The following is a 25,995-nucleotide window of genomic DNA, read 5'->3' as shown; positions in this document are numbered from 1 at the left end:
GCGTGTCGCGGGAGGATGGGGTAATGACGGTGGAAACGACCGCAGCGATCGAGGTCAAAGGTCTCGAGAAGATCTTCTTCAACACGCAGGACGGTCCGGCCGGCGGCGTCCGCGATGTCGCGTTCACGCTCAAGCCCGGCACGTTCTTCACGCTGCTCGGGCCGAGCGGCTGTGGCAAGACCACGACTTTGCGCTGCATCGCCGGACTGGAGCAGCCGGACCACGGGCTCATCCGCGTCGGCACTCAGCCGCTCTTCGATGGTGCCGCTGGCGTCAACGTGCCGCTCAACCGGCGCAATATCGGCATGGTCTTCCAGTCCTACGCGATCTGGCCGCATATGAGCGTGTTCGAGAACGTCGCCTTTCCGCTGCGTGTCTCAAAGGACAGCAATTTCGACCGGTCGCAGATCGAGCGAATGACCAACGATGCGTTGAAGCGGGTCGGTCTCGATGGCTATGGCAGCCGCTCGGCGACGCGCCTTTCCGGCGGCCAGCAGCAGCGCGTCGCGCTCGCCCGCGCCATCGTGCGTCAACCGAAGCTGCTGCTGCTCGACGAACCGCTCTCCAATCTCGACGCGACCTTGCGCGAGGAGATGCGCACCGAGCTGAAGCGGCTGCAGCAGGAGGTCGGCGTCACCACGATCTACGTCACGCATGATCAGGCCGAGGCGCTGGAAATGTCCGATCTCGTCGCGGTCATGGATCGCGGCCGGATCGTCCAGCTCGACCATCCGCGCGAGATCTATTTCCGGCCGGCCAATCGCTTCGTTGCGGGCTTCGTCGGCGCGACGAACCTGCTCGACGGCACGCTTGCCGCGGGGCCCGATAGTCGTGGCATCGCCCGGGTGAGTCTCGGCGCAGCCGGCGAGGTCGGCTGCCTGCTGCAAGGCGGCGTCACTGTGGGCCAGCCTGTCGCCGTCTCGATCAGGCCCGAGGCCTTCGCGCTGCGGACGCCGCAGGAGCCGGTGGCGGACGGTTCGAGCCGGCTCACCGGCACGGTCGAGCTCTCCGGCTTCCTTGGCAACATGATGCGCTATCGCGTGCGGGTGGCAGGCGGTGTGCTTCAGGTCAGCGCAGGCGCCGAGACGGTGTTCGACAACGGTACCATGGTCTGCCTCGACGTGCGCGACGAAGCGGTGCTGGGCCTTGCCTCGGAAGCACGAGCCGAGGCCGCCTGACGGGACCAGGGAGATGCTGGCGAGCCGTGTCGGGCTCGCCGATGCTTTCTCAGATTTGAGTTTTGATCGCCTCTCGATGAGAAAATTGGCATGGATGCAGAGTAGATAATTTGCATTGATTGCCCTTGTGATTGTCATAACAAGAAGAGGGCGGCCATGATTTCTAACGATAACGTTTCTGCGGGCGACCAGCAGCCATGTGTGCCGGCTCGGCGGAATATTCTGCGGGCCGGTGCTGCCCTTGGTCTGGCTGCGTTCGCTCTGTCTCAGGCGAGCGGTGTCGGTGCGGCGCCCGCAAATGCGGACCAGGGTGTAAAGCCAACGCCGCTGCCGGCCCCGATCAAGGCCACTGAAGGACTGGTGGAGGTCGGGGACGGCCACAGCCTCTGGTACTTCGACACCGGCGGCGACGGCGTGCCGGTCATCTTCCTTCATGCCGGGACGGGCAGCGGACTGGTCTGGCCCTACCAGACGCCGGTCTTCGCCAAGGCCGGGTATCGCGTCATCGGCTATTCCAGGCGCGGCTATCACGGCTCGGTCGTCGGCGATAAAGCCAAGCCGGGCACCGGGGCGGGCGACCTGCTCAAACTGGTCGATCATCTCAAGCTGACGAAGTTCCACCTCGTCGGCACTGCGGCCGGCGGCATGGTCGCGACCGATTTCGCCGTGTCGCATCCGCAGCGCCTGCGCAGCCTCGTGCTTTCCAATACGATCGTCGGCATCCGCGACGAGGACTACCGCGCCATCTACAAGCTGATCTGGCCGAAGGAGTTCGACGACCTGCCGCACGATTTCAAGGAACTCGGCCCGTCCTATCGCCATCTCGACCAGGAGGGCCGCCGCCTCTGGAACGAGCTGGAGCACAAGGCCAAGACGACGAAGATGGAGAGCCAAGCCTACGAGAACAACGTCACCTGGAAGTCGATCGCAGCATGGCGCATGCCGGTGCTGGTGACGACCGGCGATGGCGACCTCTACACGCCGCCCTCGATGGCGCGCCTGGTCCATTCCCGCATCCAGGGCGCGGAGTTCAGCCTGATCCCCGATTGTGGCCACTCCGCCTATTGGGAGCGCCCGGAGCTCTGGAACGATCTGGTGCTGGGTTTCATCGGCAAGCACAATTCCTGAGCGCGAAAGATTGTCTCGGGAGCCGGGGCGGTCCTGGTTCCCGAGTCTCGGCCCGTTTTGAAAGACCGCGTGCTCGCCACTATGTCTAATCGACGCTGGGCATCGGGATTGGGACACTCCGGAAAAGCGGAGGAACACCAGGAAGGCTCGCACCGCGCGCGATCCTGGCCTCAGGCGGGCGCAACGTCAGCTGGATTGTAGCCCGTTCTGTAACGGGAGGCCGGCGAGCGACGGATTGCAGCCGCCGAGAAAATCAAGGCAAGAAGGAGCGTACTGAATCGTTCGAGCTTGTCGGATTGCCGAGCTGGCGGTCCGGCGGGCGACTGGATGTTCTGATGGTTACACGTGTGGAGCTCGTGGCACGGCTGGAACGGGCGTTCCTCGACCATGGCTACGAGCACTTGACCATGACCGGCCTCGCCAAGGCCGTCGATGTCACGCGGCGGACGCTTTACAACTACTTCAGCAGCAAGGAAGAAGCCTTTCGCTTCCTGATCCTGAACGTCAACGCGCAAGCGGTCGAGATCGGGATGGCGGCCGGGCGAGAGGCTCTGGCAGACGGGCGGGACGCCGTCGCGATTCTGGCGACCATCCTCGATACGCGATACGGCAATACGCGCCGGCGCCTGGCGACATCGCCCCACGCCATCGAGATCAACGATCAGGCTTTCCGGCGCTGCCGCGACATCATGATCGCCTCGGCGGTCGGGTTTCAGTCGGAGCTCGCGAGCTTCATCGTCGAGCTGGAGGGGAGAAGTCTCTTGCGGGTCAAGCCGGATGTCGGCCCCGAGGCCCTGGCGCAATTGCTTGCCGATGGTGCGCGCGGCACCAATCAGAGCCTGCCTCCGATCGATCCAGCCAAGCTCCACCAGCGCTATCACGGCATGGTCCGGGCGCTGCTTCACGGAGCGACGCGGCCCGCCAGCTGACGTGGCGGGCCGATTGGCCGGGACGTTGCGACGAAGACACGGCTGCGGCGCGAAACGCGTCTCGCTTCGCCCTGTTGTGAACAGCGGTTCAAAAGGGCCGGCAGCGAGGCCTCCGGCGCCGGCTGCGCGGCTGTACTGCACCTTGCCGAGCGAACAATAATGGCTCGGCGTGCGAGCGCAGCAGGCGGGGGATCGGATGCAGACGCTGGAAGCGGAGATCGAGCGGCTGCTCGCCCAGCCGCTGTTCGATCGCGCCGCGCATCGCCTGGCCCAGGGATTCTTGGCGGTGCAGACCGCGGCGCCCCGGCTGGCCTCGCAGTTCTCGACCCAGCAGCGCTGGCTGATGTCGCATGCGGCGCTGTCCCGCTATTTCCGTGGACTCGACCTCGGCCGGCCGGGATTGTCGCAGCGCGAGTTCGTCGAGGAGGTTCTCGCTCACGGCCTAGCGAGCCGAAACACCGCTGCCTCCTTCTTCACCGAGGCGCTGCAATACGGGCTCGTCCAGCCGACCAGGATGCATGCCGGTTTGGCGGAGCCTGCGCCCTCGACCCTGTGGGCGCTGACGCAGTGGTACGCCATTCATCTGACCGCGCTCGATTCACTAGATGATGGTGCCAGGACCTCGCGGTTGCAGGCCGCGGACGGTGCTCTCCTGAAGGGGATCGAGCCTGCCACCGTTGATGCTCTGCTGTCGTCCACGGTGATCCGCGTGCCGCCGCCAGGATATGCGGTGTTCGCCTCGGTCGACGAGGGCGGCAGCCTGATGGATCGGCTCATGGTGGGCGTAGACATCGCCGCAGCACGCGACGGGGAGAGGGCGTTGACTGACGTAAGCTCCATCTCTGCGCTTGCCCGTCCGTTCAACCTGTCCCGGACACATGCCGGCCGGACGCTTGCCGCAGCGGCGGCAATGGGCAATCTCGGCTGGAGCGGCGTGCGCGGGCGCTCTCCGATCTGGCTGTCGCGAGGCTTCCGCGACGAATACGCACGGTTTCAGGCGGCGAAGCTCGCGATCATCGGCGCAGCCTTCGCGCAAGCCGTGGCGACCGCGCCGCTAGAATTTCCGGACGAGAGCACCGCGGCGGGAGCTGTTCGCGAAATCTCGAACAGCCCGGCATGCTGACCAGGGCGGCAGACGCAAACGCGCCGGCGCGGGCGATTGCCGAGCGGCTCGACGCCTTGCCGTTATGCCGGCTGCGGCTTGCGCTCTTCGGCGTCCTGACGCTCGCACTCTTCGCCGACATCGCCGAGGTCGCACTCGGCAACGCCTTGGGAGCGGTGTTCCAGGCGCCGCCCCGCGCCATGACGCAGGCCGAGCTGTCTCTCTTCCTCGCGGCGATCTTCGCAGGCGGCGCTGTGGGAGCCCCCATCTTCGGCATGCTCGGTGACCGCTTCGGCCGCCGGCTCACATTGCAGGTCGCGCTGGTCGTGATCGCAGTTGGCTCGCTTGGCGCCGCTGCGAGTAGCGATCCCATTGCGCTTATAGGCTTCCGCTTCCTTTCGGGCCTCGGGATCGGGGCCTGCCCGCCGCTGATCGCTGCCTATATGGCCGATGTCATGCCGCCGCGCTGGCGCGGTACCCTGTCATGCCTGTGTGCCGGCCTCGCCTTTCTCGGTGCGCCAGCGATCATCTTCCTGATGCGCGCGACTTCACCGACGCTGTTTGCGATCGAGGGCTGGCGCTGGGCTCTCGGCTCGGGTGCGCTCGTCGCCGTCGTCGCCGCGGGCTTGCTCGCGCTTTTGCCGGAATCGCCGCGCTGGCTTGCCGCCGCCGGCCGCTTCGCCGAGGCCGACGCTGCGCTGCAGCGCTTCGGTATGCAAAGCAAGGTGCCGTTGGCCGCTCCGGAAGGAACTGGAGCGGCATCCCAAACGGCGCTCGATCGCCCGCAGATCGATCTGGGGCGCAGGTTGCTCCTGCTCTGCGCTCTCTACGCGCTCGCCCCCTGGGCGACGATCGGCTTTCCGCTGATGAGCGGGGCAGTGATGGTGGCAAAGCAGTTCAGCATCGGCGATTCCGTCATAGCGGCCGGCCTGATCATGTTCGGACCGGCGCTCGGCAACCTGCTCGTTGCGTCGGTGATCGACCGGATCGGCCGCAAGGCCAGCCTGATCGGCGCCGCGAGTGCGATGGCTGTGCTGGGCCTGGCCTTTGCCGCCGCCACCACCTTCCTGCCACTTGTCGCCCTTGGCATCGCCTTCGCGCTGGCCAGCGCCATCTATGCCAGCGTCCTCGCCATCTACGCCGCCGAGATCATCCCGACCGAGCTGCGGGCCTCGCGGACATCCATGGCGTGGGGGGTGGGCCGCTTCATCTCCATCTTCGTGCCGTTGGTCTTCTTCGCGCTGATCCACCAGGTCGGAGCCTGGAGCATGTTCGTGCTGATTGCGGCAGCCTTGGGTCTCAGCGCGGCGCTGGTTGCGGTCGCCGGACCGCAGGGCCGGTCGCAGCAGGCGGTCGCCTGAGGCCGGTCGGCAGGCCAGTCCGGCGCCAAGGTGAACGGCTGTTCGCATTCGGCCCGCTGCGCATTGATCAAAAGGGCCGATCGGGCAATATCCGATATGACCATTTTTGAAACTCGTATTGCGCAGTTTCGAGCAATTTGAGAAATCTGCGGCGTTCCGAGCACAGCGATCCTCTCGTTGGGCGACACGGCACGGCCGACAGGACATTGCGGATGAACTGGTCGGGCGACCCGTCGGTGTGAGGAGCTATCGCGGGGGCGAGGCGCCGGCGGCATGATTGGGGTGGGGGCGTGACAGCAGTGCACACATTGTTCGGTCCAGCGGTGCTGGGCATGGCTCTCGCCATGGGCGCGGGTTCCGCCATCGCGCAGTCGACGGCTCCGAAAACTGCCAGTCAGCCAGCTCCGTCGTCGACGCCCGCCGTTCAGCCGGTGTCGACGGAGCCCAGCAGCACCACGGCGAGCTTTGGTGACTGGACGCTGCGCTGCCAGCGCGTCTCGGACAATCCCAAGTCGGCCCGCATCTGCGAGGTCGCGCAAGTCCTGCAGAGCCAGGGGCAGCAGGCCCCGATCGCCCAGGTCGCTATCGGCCGGGCCGCCGCCGGGGAGCCGCTGCGGGTCACGGCCGTGATGCCGATCAGCATCTCCTTTCCCAGCGTCGTGCAGATTGCCATCGGCGAGAAGGACGCAAAGCCGCTCGAGCTCGGCTGGCGGCGCTGCATTCCGAGCGGATGCTTCGCCGATGCGGCGCTTGGCGATGAGGTGGTCAAGCAGTGGCGCAAGGCGAGCGAGCCGGGCCGGATCGTCTTCAAGGATGCCGCCGGGCGTGACCTTGCCTTGCCATTGTCGACCCGCGGCCTCGACCAGGCTGTCGAGGCCCTCGCCAAGGAACGGCTCTGACCATGGCCAGGCGCCGCGACGCTCGTTCACAGACCGCCACCCGCACGGACGGGGCGGTGTTGCGCTACGTTGCGGCTCCGAGCGAGCGTCGCTCCGTTCTCGCCGCCTTGCGGCAGCGTTGCCTCGTCGGGCAGGCGATGGCGCTCGCGCTCTGGAACGCGCCCGCCTTCGCCCAGAACGTTATCACGCCGGACGGACGCACGCAGACCAATGTCGCGGTCAGCGGCAGCACGACCACGATCACGACGAAGACGATCTCCGGCGGCGCCGGCTACAACTCGTTCTCGCGCTTCGAGCAGGGCGCCGGCTCGACCGTCAACATGCACTTGCCGCAGAACACCGGCGTGCTGGTCAACATCGTTCGCGATGGGCCGGTGGTCATCAACGGCATCCTGAATTCCTACCGGAACGGCCAGATCGGTGGCCATGTCTACTTCTCGGATTCGGCCGGCTTCACCGTCGGCCCGAGCGGCGTCATCAACACCGGCCGGCTGACAGTCAATACGCCGACACGTGAGTTCCTCGACCAGGTGATCGGCCCGGACGGCACCGTCAACGAGACCATGGCCGCCAGGCTCAAGGCGAACGATGTCCCGATCTCGCCCGACGGCAAGATCACCATCGACGGCGCCATCAATGCGCGTCGCGGCGTGTTGCTGAACGGCCATTCCGTCAGCGTCGCCGGGCAGATCAAGACGAACGCTGCTCCGGTCGACATTGCCGAGCGCCGCGAGCGGCACCGCACTGCCTTTTCGCAGAGCGTCAACACGGCTGGCCTCCGCCATGGCGCGGGCATGGTCGCGCGCAAGGGCGGTGGTATCGAGATCGTCGCCGCCGGCACTGTCGTTGTCTCTGGTCAGCTCAGTGCCAACGCCACGGCACGGCGTGCCGCCGGCACCGTCACTGTCCGCTCGGGCAGGGGCACCACGATCGCGCAGACGGCGAAGATCACGGCCACGGGCACTGCGCCGGCTCCCGTCCCGGCCGGCACGGCTCCATATACCCCTGTGAATACCGCGGATGGCGGCAAGGTCTCGATCACCTCGGACGCCGCGATCACGATCGCCCGTGGCGCCACGATCGACGTCAGCGCGGCCCGCGATACGGTCGGCAAGGCCGGCTCGGCGATCGTCTTCGCCGGCACCAATCTCGATGTCGCATCCGGCGCCGTGTTCCGCGGGGTGGCGGGGACGAGCGGCGATGGCGGCTTCCTCGAGCTCAGCGCCAGGCAGACCGTCAGGCTCGGTGCCGTCGACGTCGACCTCTCGGCCCGCAACGGCAAGGCCGGCCTGCTCTATATCGACCCGACCGATATCGTGATCGGGACCGGCGGCAGCGCCAACATGATCACCAACGGCACGAACGTGTCGTTGCAGGCGACCAACACCATCACCATCCTCGGCGACGGGATCATCGATACCCGTAACTTCAACCGCTCTGCCAATGGCGGGGCGCTTTCGGTTGCGAACCCCTCGCTCGGCAACTCCGGCAGCATCACGCTGGAGGCGCGGCAGATCAACGTCGCCGGTCAGCTGCTGGCCGGCGTCAGCGCCGGCAGCTTCTATACAGCCGGCGACGTCACGCTGACCGCGAGCGCCTCCGACACGCGCAATTCCGGCAAGGCGACGGCCGAGGCGACGATCGACGTCAGCGGCACGATCACCGGGCGCGACGTCAAGCTCCTGGCGGATGCGACCGGCATCTCCTCCTTCATCAATCCCGGCCCGGGCCTCGCGCTGTTCGCCGGGCTGACGAACCTGTCCCTCCTGACCGGTCTCAATGGCGGCTATGTCGCCAGCGACATCACCGCCCGCGTTTCGGTCAAGAACGGCGCTTCGATCACCGCGACGCGCGACATCGTCATCAGCGCGACCGGGACGCAGGAAGCGACATTGCCGGCCATCTCGGTCACAGCGGTGTCGCCGTTGGCGGCCGCAGTGACTTATGCCGACCTCAAGGCGCGGGTGACCGCCGAGGTCGAGTCGGGAGCGTCGCTGACGATCGGCCGCAACCTGACGGTCGAGGCGAAGAACGAGGCGACTTTGGGGGCGACGGCGCTCGCGGCGTCAGCCGGGCAGACCCTGGCCGCCTTCGCCGTCGCGGTCGGCACCACGGACATCGAGACCAAGGCGATCGTCAGCTCCGGGGCGACTGTCACGGTCTCGTCCTCGGCGAGCAATGTCCGGGTCTCGGCGATCAACGAGAACGCGTTCTCGACCTCGGCCACGGCGATGTCGATCAGCGGCGGCATGGTCGGCCTGTCCGTCGCCTATTCCGACACCAAGGCGAGTGCCGAGGCGAGGCTCGGAGCCTCGCTCGGCTCGAGCAGCGGCCGGATCGGCAACGTCACGGTCGAGGCGATCTCGAACAACAGCAAGAACGCGACCGCCTCGGCGGTGACGCTCGGGCAGAATCTGATCATCGAGTCGCTCCAGGTCGCCAATGCGATGGAGACGCTCTTCGCGCCGCTGACCTCCCGGCTCGGTTCGCGCGAGATCGGCAAGTTCGGCAGCACGCTCACTTTGGCGAAGAGTGATCTCTCGGCGATCGCCTCGATCGCGGCCGATGCCGGTGGCACGGCCCCGACGATCTACGCGACCAAGGCAGCCGTGGTCAGCGATGTCCGTGATTTCGCCCTGCGCGCCGCGGCCGATGCCGGCCTCAGCTCGAATTCGAAGGACCCGACGGCCGTCAATCCGGAGGCGACGGTCGCTATGTCCGCGGCGGTGGTCTACGGCGACTTCCGCCATACCTCGCGGGCCTCGATCGGTGCCGGCGTCACGCTCGACGCCAATCGCATCGGCGTCTCCGCGACGACGGCAGTGCCGATCTCCAACACCTGGACCGATTGGGGTGGCTTCGGCGAGACGCTCTCGCATCTGAACGGCACCTTCGGCGTCGCCGGCAACATCCTGACCAGCTATGCCAGCGCCACGGCGGAATCGAGCCAGCTCGGCCTCGCCGGCGCCGTCGACTACTACAAGATCGCCAACCAGACCGAGGCCTATATCGGCCCCGGCGCGATCTTGCGCCAGAACAGCGGCCTCGGCTCCTGGGACATCGCGCTCGGCACTGGCGTGTTGCAGAGCTTCGACAAGGCCGTCACGGTCGCCGCCAGCACGAAGACGGAAACGATCGACGTCGCCGGCAATTACGGCATCTTCTCCGGGACCGGCACCTCCGGCGGCGCCGGCTCGGCAGTGGGCGGCGGCTTTGCCGATCTGCAGCGCGAGAGCCGAACCGTCGCGGCGGTCGGCGCCGGGGTCACGATCACCGCGCTCGAACTCGCGGTCACAGCGAAGACCGAAGACAAGATCTTCGTGCTCGCGCCGACCTCGGGCAAGGCTGCCGGTGCCTTCGCCGCCAACGGCATGGTCGTGCTGGTCGGCATCGACAATCATACGCTTGCTTCGATCAGCAACCAGGCGACGATCGACGTCACCTCGATCGATGTCACGGCCCGCCAGTTCGTCTCGCTTTTCGCGCTGACCGGTGCCGTCACTTACGGCGGCGCCAACGCGATCGGCGTCTCGGTCGCGGCGCTCGATACGGCAGGGGTGACGCGGGCCTATATCGGCGACAACTCCGCCGATCTGTCCGATAATCGGCTGGGCAGCGGCTACGCACGAGGGCTCATCACCACCCGCTCGCTCGATGTCGAAGCGGTGACGGACGGGCGCATCACCGTCGCCTCGATCGCCGCGGCGATCTCCGATCCCAACGCCTCGAAGCTCAGCTTCTTCAAGGGCATCGCCGCCCAGGGCAAGACCGATGCGGCGGTGCTGCGCTCCGGCGCCGGCAGCGGCATCAGCCTGACCGCGGCCGGCAGCGCCGCCGTCGCCACGACGACGCTGGGCACCTCCGCCTGGATCGATGGCGCGGTCGTCGTCGCCAAGGCCGGCGGCGCGGTCATCACCGATGTCGCCGCGACGAACGCCATGGTCGCGGAGGTTGCGTCCGGCTCGGCGGCCCTCAACCTGACCGGTGCCTCGAGCCCGCTCAGCGGCGCGCTCTCGGGCGCGGTCGCGATCGGCCTCTTCGACAACAGCACCGACGCCCGCATCACCGGCACGACCATCACCGGGGCGGGCGACACCATCGTGCAGGCGCTGGCCGGCGGGCGCCAGACCGTGGTCGGCGTCAGCATCGCCGCGGCTCGCGCCAACAGCGGTGCGGCCGCCGTCTCGGCCGCAATCGGCATCATCACCGACAGCGTCAGCGCCCAGATCCGCAATTCGGCGATCAACGGCATCTCCGGGGCGTCGTCCGGCAACGACGTGCTGGTCAACGCCTATCGCGCCACGGATATCGGCATTGGCGGCGGCGCCGCCTATTTCGGCGCGCAGGCCGGCCTCGGCGTGGCGCTCACCTATGTCTCGATTGGCGACCCCTCCGGCCGCGACGCTGTGGCCGCGCTGATCACGGATACGTCCCTCTCGGCGGTCGACAAGCTGACTGTCGCGGCACGGACCTCGAGCCGCATCGTGTCGAGCGCCATCGCCGGCGGCGGCGGCCCCGATTCGAACGGCCTGGCCGGCGCCATCGTCATCACCGAGATCAGCCCGACGACGCGCGCGGCCATCACGGATGGTTCGGGCGCCCCGTCGCGCATCGCGATGGACGGCGATGTCCTCGTGGTCGCCGATAGCGGCAAGGACGGCACGCTCGACGCAGCAATGGATAGCCGGCTCGCCAACACCGACCCGGGCCAGATCGACTTCACCGGCAGCGCCACGAATGCGAACCAGGCCGCGAACCCCATCGGTGCCTCGATCCTCGCCATTGCTGGCGCGGTCCAGGCCGGCAAGAACAATATCGGCTCCTCCTTCCTCAGCAACACGATCAGCCAGTCTCACATCGCGCTCATCGAGAACGTCGACCTGACGAGCTCGACCGGCGTCACTGTGCGTGCGCAGGACGGTTCGCTGATCACCTCGGTGGCGGTCGGCCTCGGTGTTGCGACCGGCCAGTTCGCCGGCGTCGCCTCGGTTGCGCAGCAGACGATCGACGCCGTCGTCACCGCCCGTATCAGCGGCGGCAGCATCATGAGCCGCGACGTTGCGGTCCAGGCGCAGGCCTCCTCGACGATCCGCGGCAGCGCCGGCTCGCTCGGCATCGGCATTGGCGCCGCGGCCGCTGGCCTGTCGATCGTCGAGAGCAGCATCGCCAACGACGTCGCGGCGGAGATCGAGGGGACGCAGATTCGCGCAACTCGCGACGTTGTGCTGACTGCCGGCTCGACCGCGACGATCGACACGATCGCCATCGGCCTTGCCATGTCGCGCAATGTCGGCCTCGCCGGCTCGGTCGCCAACAACAGCGTCGCCACTGATGTCGGTGCGACGATCACCGGCGCCGATATCATCGCCGGCAACAATCTCGGCGTCTTCGCTGCGAATACCGACCGGATCACGGTCTCGGCCGGCGCGCTGGGCGCCACGGTCGGAGCGCCCAGCGTCGCGGGCGGCGTCTCCGTCGTCAACAACACGATCGGTGGTGACACCACCGCTGCGATTGCAAGCAGCAGCGTCGATGCGCGCGCCGGCGGCACCGGCTCGCTGAGCTATGATGCCGGCCAGCTTCTCAACGCTTTCGACCTGGGCACGGCCAACGGCCCGAGCGCGGCACAGCCGTCGCTGGCGATGACGGCGCGCAGTGTCCATGGGCTTGGCGTCATCGCGACCTCGCAGCAATCGGTGCTGGCGAATGCGGTCACCGGCGGCGTTGCTGGCTTCCCGATCTCGGGCGCGGTCGCGATCGTGCCGATCCGCAACGTGCTCGGCGGCAGCACGAGCGCCACGATCGATTCCAGCCAGGTCGACACCCGCCTGACCGGTACGGACAGCACTGCGGTCGCCGTCGAGGCCGCCAGCCACTCCTATGCCGCGACCTTCATCACAGTCGGTGCGATCGGCGGCGTCGCCGCCAGCGGCGCCAATGCCAGCAACCTGATGGAGCGCAGCACGAAGGCCGCGCTGACGCGTTCGACCACCGGTACGACGACCCCCGGCTACACCGGCCCCGGCGTCGGCGCGCTCGACATCGCCGCGACCTCTTCGCAATCGGCGGCGAGCAATGTGATCGGCTTTGCCCTCGGCCTCGGCGGCGCGGCGGCGATGGGCATCGTCAACAGATTCGAGGCGCTGACGAGCGCTTCGCTGGATCAAGGCCTGGTCACGGCCGGACGGGTCGGCGTCACCGCTGATGGTCGCAGCGGCTTCTACGCCCGGACCGTCGCCGCCGTGGCCGGCGGCGTCGGTGTCGGCAGCGCCTTCATCGTCGGCACCAGCCGCAATGCGACATTAGCGACGATCGGCGGTGGCTCCGGCCAGACCGTGCTCAACCTCAATGGCGGCATCGCCGTCGCTGCGACCAGCCGCAATGCCTTCACCACGCTCGCTTCGGGCGGCGCGGCGGGCGGCTTCGCCGGTGTCGCCGGCATGGTCAGCTTCGTCGATGTCGACAATGAGACGCGCGCTGGACTTTACGGCGCCCGGGTCACGATCCAGCCGGGCGCGACGCAGACCGTCGGCGGCGTCACCAGCGCGGCCGGCATCAGCGTTACCGCTCATGAGGCGACCAGTATCACACCGACGACGGCCGCCGGTGCGACCGGCGCTATCGGTGCCGGCGCAGGCGCCAACATTGCCAGCCTGGACGGCCTTGTTCAGGCCGATATCCAGGGCTCGACCCTGGTTGCGCCGGGCACGGTTTCGGCCTCCGCCACCTCCGAGCGCGATGTCACCGCGCTGACCGTGACCTATGGTGTCGGCGGTTCGGCCGGCATCGGGGCGGCAGTCGCGCTGATCTCGGTCGGCACTGGCATGCCCTCGGGCGCATCGGGAGAGCTCATGGCCGGCGGCAGCGGGACGCTGTCCCGCATCGGCCAGCTCACCGCCGGCAATGCCGATCTTGTCCTGAGCACCGCCGGGCTCGCCAGCTATCGCAGCTATCGCGGCGCCGCCGGCGTGGGAATGAGCGAGAGCGAGCTGCGCGAAGCCGCGCGGACCGACTACAATCTGCTGCTGGCCAACGGCACTGTCTCCGGCGGCGCGTATACGTTGACCGATGCGGGTGTCACGGCGCTGCGCAGCAACGCAGCGACGGCGCTCGGTATCACCAATCCATCCGACGCGCAGGTTCGCAGCTGGGCGGCGACGCGTTATACGGCCTTCAGCGGCGGCGCGGTCAGCTATCTCCTCAGCGACACCGGCCTCAGCACCTACCGTTCGCAGGTGGTCGCGACGCCGCCGGGCGCGAGCGACGACCAGGTCCGCAGCGCCGCCAACGACGCCTATGCCCGCCTGCTCGCCAACGGCGCCGTCAGTGGCGGTGTCCTGACCTTGTCCACGGCTGGTCTCGAAACCTATCGGGCCGAAGCCAACGCCAGCCTTGGCCGTACGGCGACCGATGCCGAGATACGGAACCACGCCGCCCAGCAATACGGCTTCTTCACCGGCAATCGCAGCCGCATCGCGGCTCCGGCGGCGCAGAGTGCTGCTGCCCTGCTTGAAAGTGCCGGCTCCGCCACCACCGCCAGCGTCAGTGGCGGCAGCATCGCGAGCGGGTCCGTCTCCGTAGCGGCGCTGTCGCGGACGAAGACGACCAATACCGCTGATGGTGTCGGGGTGGGCGGCGGCGGCGTCGGCGCGGCGACCGCCTATACCGATATCGGCGACAAGGTCTCGGCGCGTCTCGACCAGATCAGCGTGACCACCGGCTCCATCGCGGTGACCGCGAACTCGACTGACGGGACGGGCTCCGCCGCCCGGGTCGAAGCGACTGCGGGAGCCGGCGGCCTTGCCGCCGCGGCCGGCGCTGCGGTGGCCGATGGTGCGATCTCCAACCAGGTCACGGCGACGCTCGGTGGCACGCTGACGGTGACCGGCGCGACGAGCGTCAATGCAAGAAACAGCCAGACCAGCCGGTCGGACGCGTTTGGCGCCACGGTGGCGGGCGGTCTGGCACTCGGTGTCTCGCTCGCGACGAGCAGCGCCGAGAGCACCGTCGCGGCGCGATATGCCAATGGCTCGAGCCTCACCGGAACCGGACTCACCATCGGCGCGCAAAGCACCGGCGCGGCCCATGCAGCGGCCGTCGCCGGCGTCGGCGGCCTGCTCGTGGCCGGCTCGGGCGCGGCGGCGAATGCGACCGACAGTTCCCACGTCTCCGCGGTGATCGGTGCCGGCGCCAGGGCGAATGTCGGAACCGGCACGATCAGCGTCACGGCGACGGCATCGCCCGATGCGAAGGCAGCAGCCTTCGGCGTCGCGGTTGGCGGCGGCCTTGCGGTCGGCGTCGCCGTCGCCAACGCCACTGTCGGCACGCAGGTGCTCGCAGCGATCGAGGGCAATGCCAGCCTGATCGCGAGCCAGTTCACCGCCGGCCTCCTCTCGGTCGCAGCGACCGGCTCGGTGTTCGGCACGGCTGCCGGCGACGCCGTCAGGCTGGCGGATTCGACCTCCGGCTTCGCGCGCGGCGGCTACTCCGCCGCCGCCTCGGCGGTTGCCGGCTCGGGCTCCTATTATGTCAGCGCCACCGGCACCGATGCGCGGGCGCGCAACACCAGCTCGGTGACGGCTTCGGTCGGCGACTATGTCCGCCTGCCGTCCGGCACGGTGACCATCACCGCGACGAACACCACGCTCCAGGCCGCCAAGGCGACTGGCATCACCGTCGGCGGGACGGGGGCCATCGGCGCCGTCAACGCCCAGGCCGATGCCGCTACGACGACGACGGCCTCGCTTGGCGCCTCGTCCACCATGGTCGGGAGCGGTACCGGCAGGTTCACCCTAACCGCGGGCGGCGAGGATACGCAGATCGTGCATACGGAGGCCGGCACCGGCGGTGGCCTCTATGCGGGCTCCGGCGCGACCGGCTCGACCTCCAACACCTCGGATGTGACTGTCTCGATCGGCGCCAATGCAGTGATCCAGACCGGGCTCGCGACGATCGGCGCCAGCCACGCCGCGCGCTATGCCGCGCTGGTCGACAGCCTGCAGGCCACGGCGCTGGGCGCCAGCGCCGCGCTCGCCCGCAACAGCGCCAATGTCGACGTGCTGGTCTCGCTGGGTGCCGGCGTCCGGATCACCGCTGCTGGGCCAGGCACGGCCGGCTGCTATCTGACGAGCTGCCTGCAGGCGATCTCGCTGACCAGCCGCAATGCGTTTACCCAGCTCGAGCTCGGCGATTCCGTGCGCGCGGCCGCCGGCGGCGGCATCAACGGCGCCGGTGCGACCTCGAAAACCGAGATCGACGGCACCTCTCAGGTGACGCTCGGCAACGGCGCCATCCTGATCGCCGGGACCAGTCCGACGGCGGCACCCGGGCCGATCCTGGTGCAGGCCTGGACGGAGTTGACGGGGAACGACACCGCGACGCTGACCACCGGCGGCCTTCTGCAGGGCGCGGGTGTGTCGGCGCGCTATCGTGCCGATGTCGACAACACGGTGACGCTCGGCAACAACGTCGTCCTGAACTCCTTCGGCGTCATCAATATCGGCACCTATACGATCGCCGATGTCAGGGCGAACGCCTATGTCAGCACCTATGGGCTAGCCAGCGTTGGGCTCGCCGACGCCGATGTCACCATCCGCACCGACAACAATGTGCTGATCGGCACGAACTCCGAGTTGCTCGGCCTCTACGACGTCAACGTGACCGCCGGTCGCGACGGCTCTGGGCTGCGGACGAACAGGCTCTCCGGCACGGCGACTGCGCTCGGCTATGTCCGCGGCCTCATCGCCGTTCCCGACGCCGACGCCTCGACCAACCTGCAGAACCATGCCCGCGTCGAGGTTGGCAGCGGCACCACGATCTCCAGCGCCCAGAACGTCACGCTCGGCGCCTATGACGGTGTTCTCGACGCCGATGCCGACGGCACCGGCCACGGCTACCAGCTCTATTTCATTCCGGTCACCTCCGGCTCGAGCAGCCCGGGCCGGTCCTCGACCTCGACACTCGTGATGAACGGCACCGCGACGGCCGGCATCTACAACACGCAGCGCATCGAGATCGGCTGCGGCGTGAACGCCTCGGTGCAATGCGGGTTGAATGAAACCCCGACGATCCGCTTCATCAGTGGCGCGCCGGTGACCGCCAGCTACACGACGGCCTTCGATCCCATTGCCTACATCAATGCCCGCTATGACGCCGCGGTCGCGAGCACGCTGATCTCCGGTGTCAGCGCAGGCCCGGTCAAGGCGGTGCGGCTCGGCCAGCTCTATGCGGCGGGCGGCAACGTCTTCGTCAATGCCAGCACGGTCCAGGGCACGGGCTCGCTCATCGCCAATGGCGGCCCCTCGATCACTGTGATCAACCGCAGCGCCGCCTATCTGGTGCTCGACAACGGCGCCTATATCCCGGAATCGACCGGTGGCCAGATCGTCGGCGCGAGCGGCACCCTGACACGCCACAGCAATCCGGACGCGACACCCCGGATCATCATCGACAACGCCTATGGCGGCCAGCTCGACGCCAGCAGCAACGGGCCGGCGCTGCTGATCGCCGGCGATCTCACCAATCTCGGCGGTCTGGTCTCGATCAACAATACGCTGGGATCGTTCGGCTTCTCCGGCCAGCGCATCGACGCGCTGCAGTTCAACGCCACCGTGCCGAACGGCGCAGTCGCGGTCTCGTCGAACGGGCCGAACGGCATGTACACGCCCGGCGCCTCGCCGCAGGCCGAGTACGGCTCCTACATCTATTATCCGGGCGGGGGACCCGGCTCGACCAGCTTCAACGCCGATGAAGCGGTCATCGCCGCAGCCAACGCGCTCGCCGCCGGCATGGGTGCAACGGACCTGAACTACTTCCTGTATGGCCGGCAGAGCGAGGGCGCGACGCGCAATTACTCGCTGCAGTTCTTCGGCAATTGCGCCGGCTACATCGCCGATTCCGGTTTCAACTGCACCGGCGGCTATGACATGGGCAACAATATCCGGTTCATGGTCATTCCGACGGTCCCGACCTACCGGGAGAGCAATCCGGTCGCGCAGGGCGGCGGCACGCAGATCTACGGCGCCCAGGTCGCGATCAAGGCGACGACGATCAACGTCAACGCCTCGATCGAGGCCGGACGGATCACCAACTGGTCGGGCAATATCGGCGGGAACGTCGGCGACATCCTGCGCGGTTCCCGTCAATCCTGGCTCGATGCCGGCTACACGACGGTGAGCCTCGCCAGCATATTCGGCGGAGGCTGGTCGGCCGCTGGCGCGGCTCCGGTCTCCTACGACCTCGTCAATGATCGGCTGGTCATGGCCGACGTCAACGCCTCCTCGGGCGGCGGCTCGGTGCTGCTCGACGGCCAGATCATCAGCACGAACACGCTCGGCCGTATCAAGATCAATGGCGGCTTCGGCGATGTCAGTGTCAACAACCAGTCCGGGCTCGATTTCGTCGTCAACCGCATCAACACCGGCACGGCAGCCGGGGTGAACGCCAGTGTCAGCAAGATCACGATCGTCGACCGGCTCGTCACCTCCGGCGCGAACACCACCGTCTACGCCTACACGCCTGGCTCCGGCATCGCGGTCTACAAGACGCATAATGGCGCCCAGCCGACCTTGAGCGGCGCCGGTGCCTCGACGCCTGTCGCCTTCATCTCCGGCGATACGACGAGCTACAACCCCGTCACGGGCACGCGCTACGAGTGGACGCAGCAGGCTATCCTGCAGAAGGAAGGCCTGACCGTCGCGAACCGCAATCAGCGCGACATCCCGGGCGTCTACTGGCGCTTCGATTCCGGCACGTCGGGCAACCCCTGGGTCTATGTCGATGCGCAGTCGCCCAGCGTCGATCCGGGCCGGGAATCGGAATGGGTCAACTGGTGGTCGCGCAACGTGCAGGCCCCGAGCGCGACGCAGGTGTCGGGACGGCTCACGAACGACACCAGCCTGACTCATGTCGGGCTGACGCAAGAGATCACCGGCGGTCATCTCGACATGATCCACAACCCGGCGAGCTATGGCGGCTGCAACGGGCAGGCGATCAACCATTGCGATCGCGACTTCGTCGCCCAGCCCGGGGCGTCGCAGGCGCAGTGGGCCTACAACTACGCGACCCGGGCCTTCGTCCAGGTCACCGCCTCGGTCAAGGCCGACAACCCGTTCGCGGTCAGCTTCGCCGGCAATGCAGCCGGCCGCGTCAGCATCACCTCGAACAGCTCGGTCATCCAGCAGGGCAACATCGTCAATCCGAGTGGCACGACGACGATCGTCGCCTCGGGTGGCAGCTTCACCCAGGTGGCGAACGCCACGATCCTCAGCAACAACCTGACGCTGACCGCGCGCGATTCGATCGGCACGCAATCGGCGGCGATCCAGGCGACCCTCACCCCGGGCGCGCAGCTCGACGCCAGGACCGGCAGCGGCGGCATCAATATCGACATCACCGGCAGCGCCCGGGTCATCGCCCTGCGCGCGGACCAGAATCCGGGTGCTTACGGCAACATCAATGTGCGCGCCACGGGCAGCCTCGAGGCCGTGGCCACGGGGTCGACGAATGTCGTCGGTCGCAACATCACGCTGGTGAGCGACGAGGGCAGCATCGGCTCGCTCTCGAACCTGATGACGATGCGCGCGGTCGCGACGCAGCTGCCGAACGGCAGCTATGTCGATGGCGTCGTCAACCTCTCGGCCCGCGGCGATATCGGCATCGCCCAGGTCGCCGGCGATCTCCGCGTCGGGCAGATCGAGAGCAGGGCGGGCGACGTCCGCATCGACGTCGCCGCCGGCAGGCTCGTCTCGGCCACGGGGCAGACGGCAGCGCAGGCGCTGAGCGCCGACCAGCTCTCGAAGGTCTCGCGTGCGCTGAAGCTCACGGCGGCTGATGGTGCCGATGCCGCGGCCTTGGCAAGCATCACGGCATTCGAGAAGCAGGTGACGCAGACCTACGCGCAGTATTCCGCGCTGCTCGGCAACGGCAGCGTCGTCCTGGTCGACACCAACAATGACGGGGTGCCGGACAAGCGCGTCTTCACACTCAACACTGCCGCTATCCCGCTCTATCAAGCCTTCGCCGATGCCGAGCTCGGGCGCACGGCTGGGACTGACGAAGTCGCGGCCTATGCCGCGCGGCGTTACGCCGCCTATTCGGGCGTTTTCGAGTCCGCCTATGGCGGCGAATGGGCGGACCAGGCTCGCTTCAAGCCGGCGACGCTCGAGAGCAATTACAGTTTCAGCGCGAACGCGGCCGATGTCGCCCCGGGACTTGCGAACCGCATCGCAGGAGACGCGGTCTGGACCGAGCGGCAGCTTGTCTCGGCGATCAACACATCGGCGCTGCAGCCGGATCCCGGCGTTGTCGGCAACGGCAGGGCCTTGGTCATCGGCCACGACGTCACGCTCAACACCGCCGGCAGCATCGGTTCGCTTGCGCCCGACGTGCAGGTCGCGCTGGCGGCTATCCGCGATGGCTCGGTCACCAACCCCCAGCTGGCCGCGCTCGCGGTCGCCACCACGCCCGGCACGGTCAAGCTCATCGGACAGAGGCAGGATGGCAGCCTCGTCGAGGTCACCGATCTCAACCATGTCCCGAACGGCGTCACGCTCATCCGCGTCGACGTCAAGCAGACCGCGCCGCTCTTCATCAACGCGACCGGGACCTTCTCTGCCGCGGCGCAGGGCGACGTCTATGTTCAGTCGACCGGGGCACCGAACTCGGCTGGTGGCACGCTGACGATCGGTCACATCACCGCAACGGGTACGGTCAGCCTGCAGGCGCCGCAGGGGATCGCCGTCGGAACGCAAGCCGACGGCACGACGCCGCGCAACCCGGTCCAGATCCAGACCAATGGCGACCTGATCCTGGTCGCAGGCGGTGGCGGCATCGGCTCTGCCGCGACGGCGCTGACCTACCAGATCGGCGGCAGGCTCGTCTCGGCCTCGGCTGCCGCCGGCGATGCCTACCTCGTCGCCAACGCCGGCAATGCCGAGATCGGCCGCATCTTCGCATCGGGTACCGCCTCATTGACGGCACGGGCCGGCGGCATTCAGGGCTATCTGCCGGGTGTCGCGATCTCGGCGAGCTCGATCCGGCTCAGCGCGACCGGCAATGTCGGGTCGGCTACCGCCGCGCTCGGTCTGCGGGTCGGCTCGACGGGGGATGTGTCCGCTACCGTTGGCGGCTCCGCCTGGCTCTCCGGCCCGACCGTCTCGGGCCAGACACCATCGGCGTTCCGCATTGGAGACATTGCTGCCGTCAACGGCCTCAACCTGGTCGCCGACGGCGAGATCGACATCCTGCGCAGTGCGCGCTCCAGCGCCGGAGCGGTCTCGCTTACCGGCGCCAGGATCACCATGGCGAGCGGCGCGGAAGTCAGCGCCACCGGTCGCGTCAGCCTCGCGTCCGACAGCGCCATCGTGCTTGGGCGGGTTGCAAGCACGCTTGCCGCACCGGCTGGCGGCGCCTCGATCGTGCTGACCGCGACCGGCGCGATCACCGGCAACGGCGACAGCGGCCCCTTGCTCGATGCTCGCCAGGCGGGCGGAGTGATTTCGCTCTATGCCGGCAACGGCATTGGTACACAGAACGCGGCGCTGAGCTTCGCCGCTCCGACGATCTCGGCGCGCAGTTTGAATGGCGATGTCCATCTTGCCACGGCGGGCGCCACTCACGTCACCAGCCTTACGGCAGATGCGGGTGCGGCTGTCCTGATCGGTGGCGGCGACCTTGTCTTGGACACCGTCGTCAGCGGCTCGGGCGTGCGGCTCTCGGCCAGCAATGGCAGCCTGACGCTTGGAACATTGACGGCTGGCGGCGACAGCACTCTTTCGGCGAGCGGAGCCGTCGCGATTACCTCCGCCACGACCACGGCGGGCGATCTTTCCGTGACATCGACGGGCGCCGGCATCACCGCCACCAATGTCAGCGTCGCTGAAGATGCGACGCTCACGGCGGCGACATCGGTCTCGGTGACGAATGGCGTGACGGCGGGCGGCGCGGCCAGCGTTACCGCGAGCGGTGGGACGCTTGGTCTTGGCAGCCTGAGCGCCGGCGCAAGTTCGACACTGACAGCCTCGGGCACGATCACGCTCGGCACTGCGACGACAACGGCCGGCGACCTTGCAATCACCTCAAGTGGCGCCAGCATCAGCGCCACCGGCATCGATGTTGCCGAAGATGCGACGCTTGCCGCCGCGACCTCGGTCTCTGTGACGAACGGCGTGACCGCGGGCGGCGCGGCCAGCGTCACTGCCAGCGGCGGGGCACTCGATCTCGGCAGCCTGAGCGCCGGCGCGAGTTCCTCGCTGACGGCCTCGGGCGCAGTCACGCTCGGCAGCGCCACGACGACGGCAGGTGATCTTTCCATCACTTCGACCGGCGCGGGCATCAGCGCCACCAGCATCGATGCAGCCGACGACGCGACGCTTGCCGCCGCGACCTCGATCTCGGTCACCAACGGCGTGACCGCAGGTGGTGGAGCCAACCTCACCGGCAGCGGCGGGACGCTCGACCTCGGTAGCCTGAGCGCCGGTGCGAACTCGTCGCTGACCGCTTCGGGCACGATCACGTTCGGCAGCGCGACCACGACGGCGGGCGATCTGGCCGTCACCTCGACCGGCGCGGGCATCAACGCCGCCAGCATCAGCGCCGCCGAAGACGTAACGCTTGCGGCTGCGACCTCAATCTCGGTGACGAACGGCGTGACGGCGGGCGGGGCGGCCAGCGTCACGGCCAGCGGCGGGACGCTTGACCTCGGCAGCCTGAGCGCCGGCGCGAGTTCGTCGCTGACGGCTTCGGGCGCGATCACGCTCGACACCGCGACGACGACGGTCGGCAACTTGTCCATCAACTCGAGCGGTGCGGGGATCACGGCGTCAACTATCAACGTCGCCGCGGACGCGACTTTGACTGCCGCAACCTTGATTTCCGTCACGAACGGCCTGACGGCGGGCGGCGCGGCGAACATCGCAGCCAGCGGTGGGAGCCTTGCCATCGATACGCTGAGCGCAGGGGCGAGTTCGTTCTTGTCCGCTTCCGGGGCGATCACGCTGGGGCGCGCCGGAACGACAGCGGGCGACCTCTCTGTCATGTCGACAGGCGCTGGGATCATTGCGGCGATCGTCAATACCGCCGGAAGCGCGACCCTTGCGGCTGCGACCTCGGTCTCGGTAACGAACGGGTTGAGCGCCGGGCGCGGCGCCAATCTCTCGGCCAATGGCGGAGCCCTGGCTGTCGATCAGTTGAATGCCGGGGCGACCTCGACGCTGACGGCTTCGGGGGCGATCGCAATCGGCAGTGCGAGGACCACTGCAGGCGATCTCGCCATGACCTCGACCGGTGCCGGCATCACCGCGGCGAGCATCGATGCAGCCGAAGACGCGACCCTGACTGCCGCCGCCTCGATCTCGGTGACGAGCGGCCTGACTGCGGGCGGCACGGCCAGCGTCACCGCCAATGGCGGGACATTGGGCATCAATACCCTGAGCGCCGCGAGCGCGATCTTGTCCGCTTCCGATGCCGTGACGCTGATCAGCGCCAGGACGACGGCAGGCGATCTTTCGGCCAACTCGATCCGCGCCGGCATCACCGCCGCCACCATCGATACCGCTGGCACGACGACGCTGCGGGCCGCAACGGATCTATCGATCGCGCGGCTCGTTGCCGGCGCTTCGGCGCGGCTCTCCGCGGGCGGTTCAGTCGTAGTTGGCAGCCTTGATGCCGAACAGGACCTTGCCCTTGTGGCCGGCGAAAACCTCTCGCTCGGCACCGGGCGGGCGCGGTCGGGCGCGATCTCGCTCATCTCCCAGCGCGGTGATATCCGGGTCGACCTGCTCGAAGGCGTCGGCACGGTGGCCGGCTCTGCCGCTGGCGATCTCTCCTTCGGCACAGTGCATAGCGGCACGGACATCCTGCTCCAGTCCTCCGCCGGTATGATCCGCAGCGGAACGCTGACCAGCGGGCGCGATATCGGCCTGCAGGCACGCGGCATCGTCTTCGACCGCCTCGATGCTGGCCGCTCGGCCTCGCTCGCCGCCGATGAGAATATCGCCGGCAGGCTCGTGGTTGCCAGCGATGCGCTGGTGCTGCAGGCCGGCCGCAGCGGCTATGGCTCGATAACGATCGAAACCGGCGCAGCGCGCAGCACCAATGCCAGCGCCGACGAGATCAAGCTCGGACGGTTCGGCGCGGGCGACAGCATCGTCATCCTGGGGACGCGCATCGCCGCCGACATCGTGCAGCTTCCTACTGGCGCGGGATTGCCGCTGAAGCTCGACATTGCCGGCTTCCGCGAACGTACCGCCCAGACAGTCGACCTGCGCATCGATACCGATCGTTTCCAGATCGGCCGCTTCGAGAGCATCGACGGTATGCTCACCACGACCTCGAATAATTTCGCGATCGCCGAAGCCTTCGTCCCCGGGGCGCTGCGGGTCGCAACGCCGATCATGACGATCTTCGCCAACAACCGCAGCCTTGCTCCGGTGGCCGGCTATGATGTCCAGCTCTATCAGAGGGATCGGGGCTTCTCGTTGGCCGTCAACGGCAAGCGGCTGGCGACGAGCGCCTTCATCGTCGGACTCGACTCCGACGTCGTCGATGCTCCGGAAGGGATGCATCTGGGCCGCGATCTGGCCCGGCTCGGCGCTCTATTGTCGAGCGGGCCGTCCTTCGGCGAGATCGCGCGCGGCTTCGTCTTGGGCACGGATGGTCGCTGGCGTAGCACTGCTGGCTCCGACGAGCCTGCCACCACCGCCAGCACAGGCGCTCCGCCGAAGCCGCTCGTCAACCTCGCCGGCTTCGAGGAGCAGCCTTGAACCGCGCAAGACGCGTCGCCGTCGGTTGTGTCCTGACTCTCGCGGCTGGCTTCGCCGCGAGCCCCACGCTTGCGCAGGTCCTGCCGCAGACCCTGGAGAACGAGGCCGCGCGCCAGCGGCGCGAGATCGAGCGCCAGACTGCACCACCTCGTCAACGTGGTCCGGGCGTGGTCGCGCCGACGCCGGGGCCGCGGCTCGAATTTCCCGCCGGCGGCGCGACCGTGGTGCTGACGCGGGTCGACTTCGACGCATCGAAGTTCATCAGCCCGGCCGAGCTCGATGCCATCCGGGCCCGCTATCTCGGCAAGCGGGTCGATCTCGCCGAGATCGGCAAGCTCGTCCAAGAGGTCAACGACCTCTATGCCGCGAAGGGCCAGATCACGGCGAGCGCCGTACTGCCGCCGCAGAAGCTCGACGGCGGCGTTCTCAAGGTCAAGCTCGTCGAGGGCAGGGTCGGAAAGGTCGGCATCAGCGGCGCGGTGCAGACCTGGCCCTGGTATGTCCGCTCGCAGGTGCCGATCGCTGAGAACGACGTCGTCGATGCGCCGGCGCTCAATCGCGAAGTCTCGATCTTCAACCGCCTCAATGAGTTGCAGATCCGGGCCCAGCTTGCGGCAGGCGCGGCCTTCGGGCTGACGGATGTCGAGCTTTCGCTGACCGAGCCGCTGCGCAACACCGCCCAGATATCCTACGACAATCAGGGCGTGCTCTCGACCGGGCGTTATCAGGGCACGCTCTTTCTTCGCCACCACAATCTGCTTGGGATCGACGATAAGCTGGTGCTCTACGGCTCGCGGGCACGCGGCAGCATCCTCGGCAGCAGCAGCTATACGATCCCGGTCTCGCCCTGGGGCACGCGGCTCGGTGTGACCTATACGCGTTCGGCCTATCGCATCGTTGGCGGCGCGATCCGTGAACTGCGCCCCGAGGGCATATCCGAGAGCGGAGCGCTCACGCTTTCGCAGCCCATCTTCGCCACCGACACCATTCTGCTGCAAGCGACGGGCGCACTCGGCCGCGGGCGCGGCCGCAGCAAGCTCCTCGACATCACCACGGTCGACACCAACTACATCAAGACCTCGGCTGGCGGCTTGCTGACCGTGAACCTGCCGAACCTCACGCATTCCACGAGCGTGAACTGGACGCAGGTGGCGCACGAGGACACCCTGTCCGGTACAAAGCGCAACTACACGATCTGGACCGGCAACAGCGCCTCGCTCTGGCGCATCACCGATGACATCTACGGTTCGCTCGTCGGCGCCGGGCAATACACGACCGAAACGCAATTGCCGGGCGACCAGATCTTCCAGATCGGCGGCCCGACGACGGTTCGCGGCTATCCGATCGGTAGTGCCTTCGGCAATTCGGGCTTCTACGGCCAGGCGGAGCTGCACTACGCGCTGCCCGAACCGTTGAAGCTCGAGAGCTTCGTCTTCCTCGATCACGGCCAGACGTATCTCAACGGCGCGCGGGTGACGCACGCCACCTCGGTCGGCGCGGGCCTGATCTGGCGCCCACTCGACTGGGCATCGCTCGAAGGCGGCGTCGGGCGGCCGCTCCAGCGCGTCTCGCCTGCGCAGCGCGATGTCGAACTCTATTTCCGGCTCACTTTGCGCGCGAGCATCTGAGCTTTTCT

General features: G+C 67.8%; 8 protein-coding genes. All 8 read left to right on the top strand.

Translation table 11 applies throughout. The features are described from left to right. Positions 1-23 precede the first annotated feature (23 nt). A complete protein-coding gene (locus tag ACSQ3M_RS05385; protein ID WP_436149020.1) occupies positions 24-1,178 on the top strand; it encodes an ABC transporter ATP-binding protein in 1,155 nt (384 codons plus the stop codon). Positions 1,179-1,538: 360 nt separating this feature from the next. After that, positions 1,539-2,306 carry an alpha/beta fold hydrolase gene (locus tag ACSQ3M_RS05380; RefSeq protein WP_436149019.1) on the top strand — a complete coding sequence of 256 codons (768 nt, stop codon included), beginning with the start codon at positions 1,539-1,541 and terminating at the stop codon, positions 2,304-2,306. A gap of 335 nt (positions 2,307-2,641) precedes the next feature. Next, positions 2,642-3,235 (top strand): TetR/AcrR family transcriptional regulator, encoded by a 594-nt coding sequence (locus ACSQ3M_RS05375; RefSeq protein ID WP_436149018.1) that lies wholly within the window; start codon positions 2,642-2,644, stop codon positions 3,233-3,235. A 196-nt stretch (positions 3,236-3,431) separates the two neighbouring features. Further along, the gene (locus ACSQ3M_RS05370) at positions 3,432-4,358 is read left to right on the top strand and encodes a hypothetical protein (RefSeq protein WP_436149017.1); all 927 of its coding nucleotides are present in this window, start codon (positions 3,432-3,434) and stop codon (positions 4,356-4,358) included. Further along, on the top strand, positions 4,352-5,698 hold the full coding sequence (locus ACSQ3M_RS05365; RefSeq protein WP_436149016.1) for an MFS transporter: 1,347 nt from the start codon (positions 4,352-4,354) through the stop codon (positions 5,696-5,698). The genes ACSQ3M_RS05370 and ACSQ3M_RS05365 overlap by 7 nt, the downstream gene beginning before the upstream one ends. 290 nt (positions 5,699-5,988) lie before the next feature. Continuing rightward, a complete protein-coding gene (locus tag ACSQ3M_RS05360; RefSeq protein WP_436149015.1) occupies positions 5,989-6,597 on the top strand; it encodes an invasion associated locus B family protein in 609 nt (202 codons plus the stop codon). A gap of 2 nt (positions 6,598-6,599) precedes the next feature. Next, the gene (locus ACSQ3M_RS05355) at positions 6,600-24,359 is read left to right on the top strand and encodes a leukotoxin LktA family filamentous adhesin (protein ID WP_436149014.1); all 17,760 of its coding nucleotides are present in this window, start codon (positions 6,600-6,602) and stop codon (positions 24,357-24,359) included. Then, on the top strand, positions 24,356-25,987 hold the full coding sequence (locus ACSQ3M_RS05350) for a ShlB/FhaC/HecB family hemolysin secretion/activation protein (RefSeq protein ID WP_436149013.1): 1,632 nt from the start codon (positions 24,356-24,358) through the stop codon (positions 25,985-25,987). The genes ACSQ3M_RS05355 and ACSQ3M_RS05350 overlap by 4 nt, the downstream gene beginning before the upstream one ends. The last annotated feature ends 8 nt before the right edge of the window (positions 25,988-25,995 follow it).

Source organism: Allobosea sp. LjRoot90 (genome assembly GCF_964254315.1).
Lineage (GTDB): Bacteria > Pseudomonadota > Alphaproteobacteria > Rhizobiales > Beijerinckiaceae > Allobosea.
This window is presented reverse-complemented; position numbering and strand designations above follow the sequence as displayed.

Coding starts and splice junctions, on each gene's coding strand:
- ACSQ3M_RS05385 (WP_436149020.1), top strand. CDS start 24: ATGACGGTGGAAACGACCGCAGCGATCGAGGTCAAAGGTCTCGAGAAG.
- ACSQ3M_RS05375 (WP_436149018.1), top strand. CDS start 2,642: ATGGTTACACGTGTGGAGCTCGTGGCACGGCTGGAACGGGCGTTCCTC.
- ACSQ3M_RS05370 (WP_436149017.1), top strand. CDS start 3,432: ATGCAGACGCTGGAAGCGGAGATCGAGCGGCTGCTCGCCCAGCCGCTG.
- ACSQ3M_RS05365 (WP_436149016.1), top strand. CDS start 4,352: ATGCTGACCAGGGCGGCAGACGCAAACGCGCCGGCGCGGGCGATTGCC.
- ACSQ3M_RS05355 (WP_436149014.1), top strand. CDS start 6,600: ATGGCCAGGCGCCGCGACGCTCGTTCACAGACCGCCACCCGCACGGAC.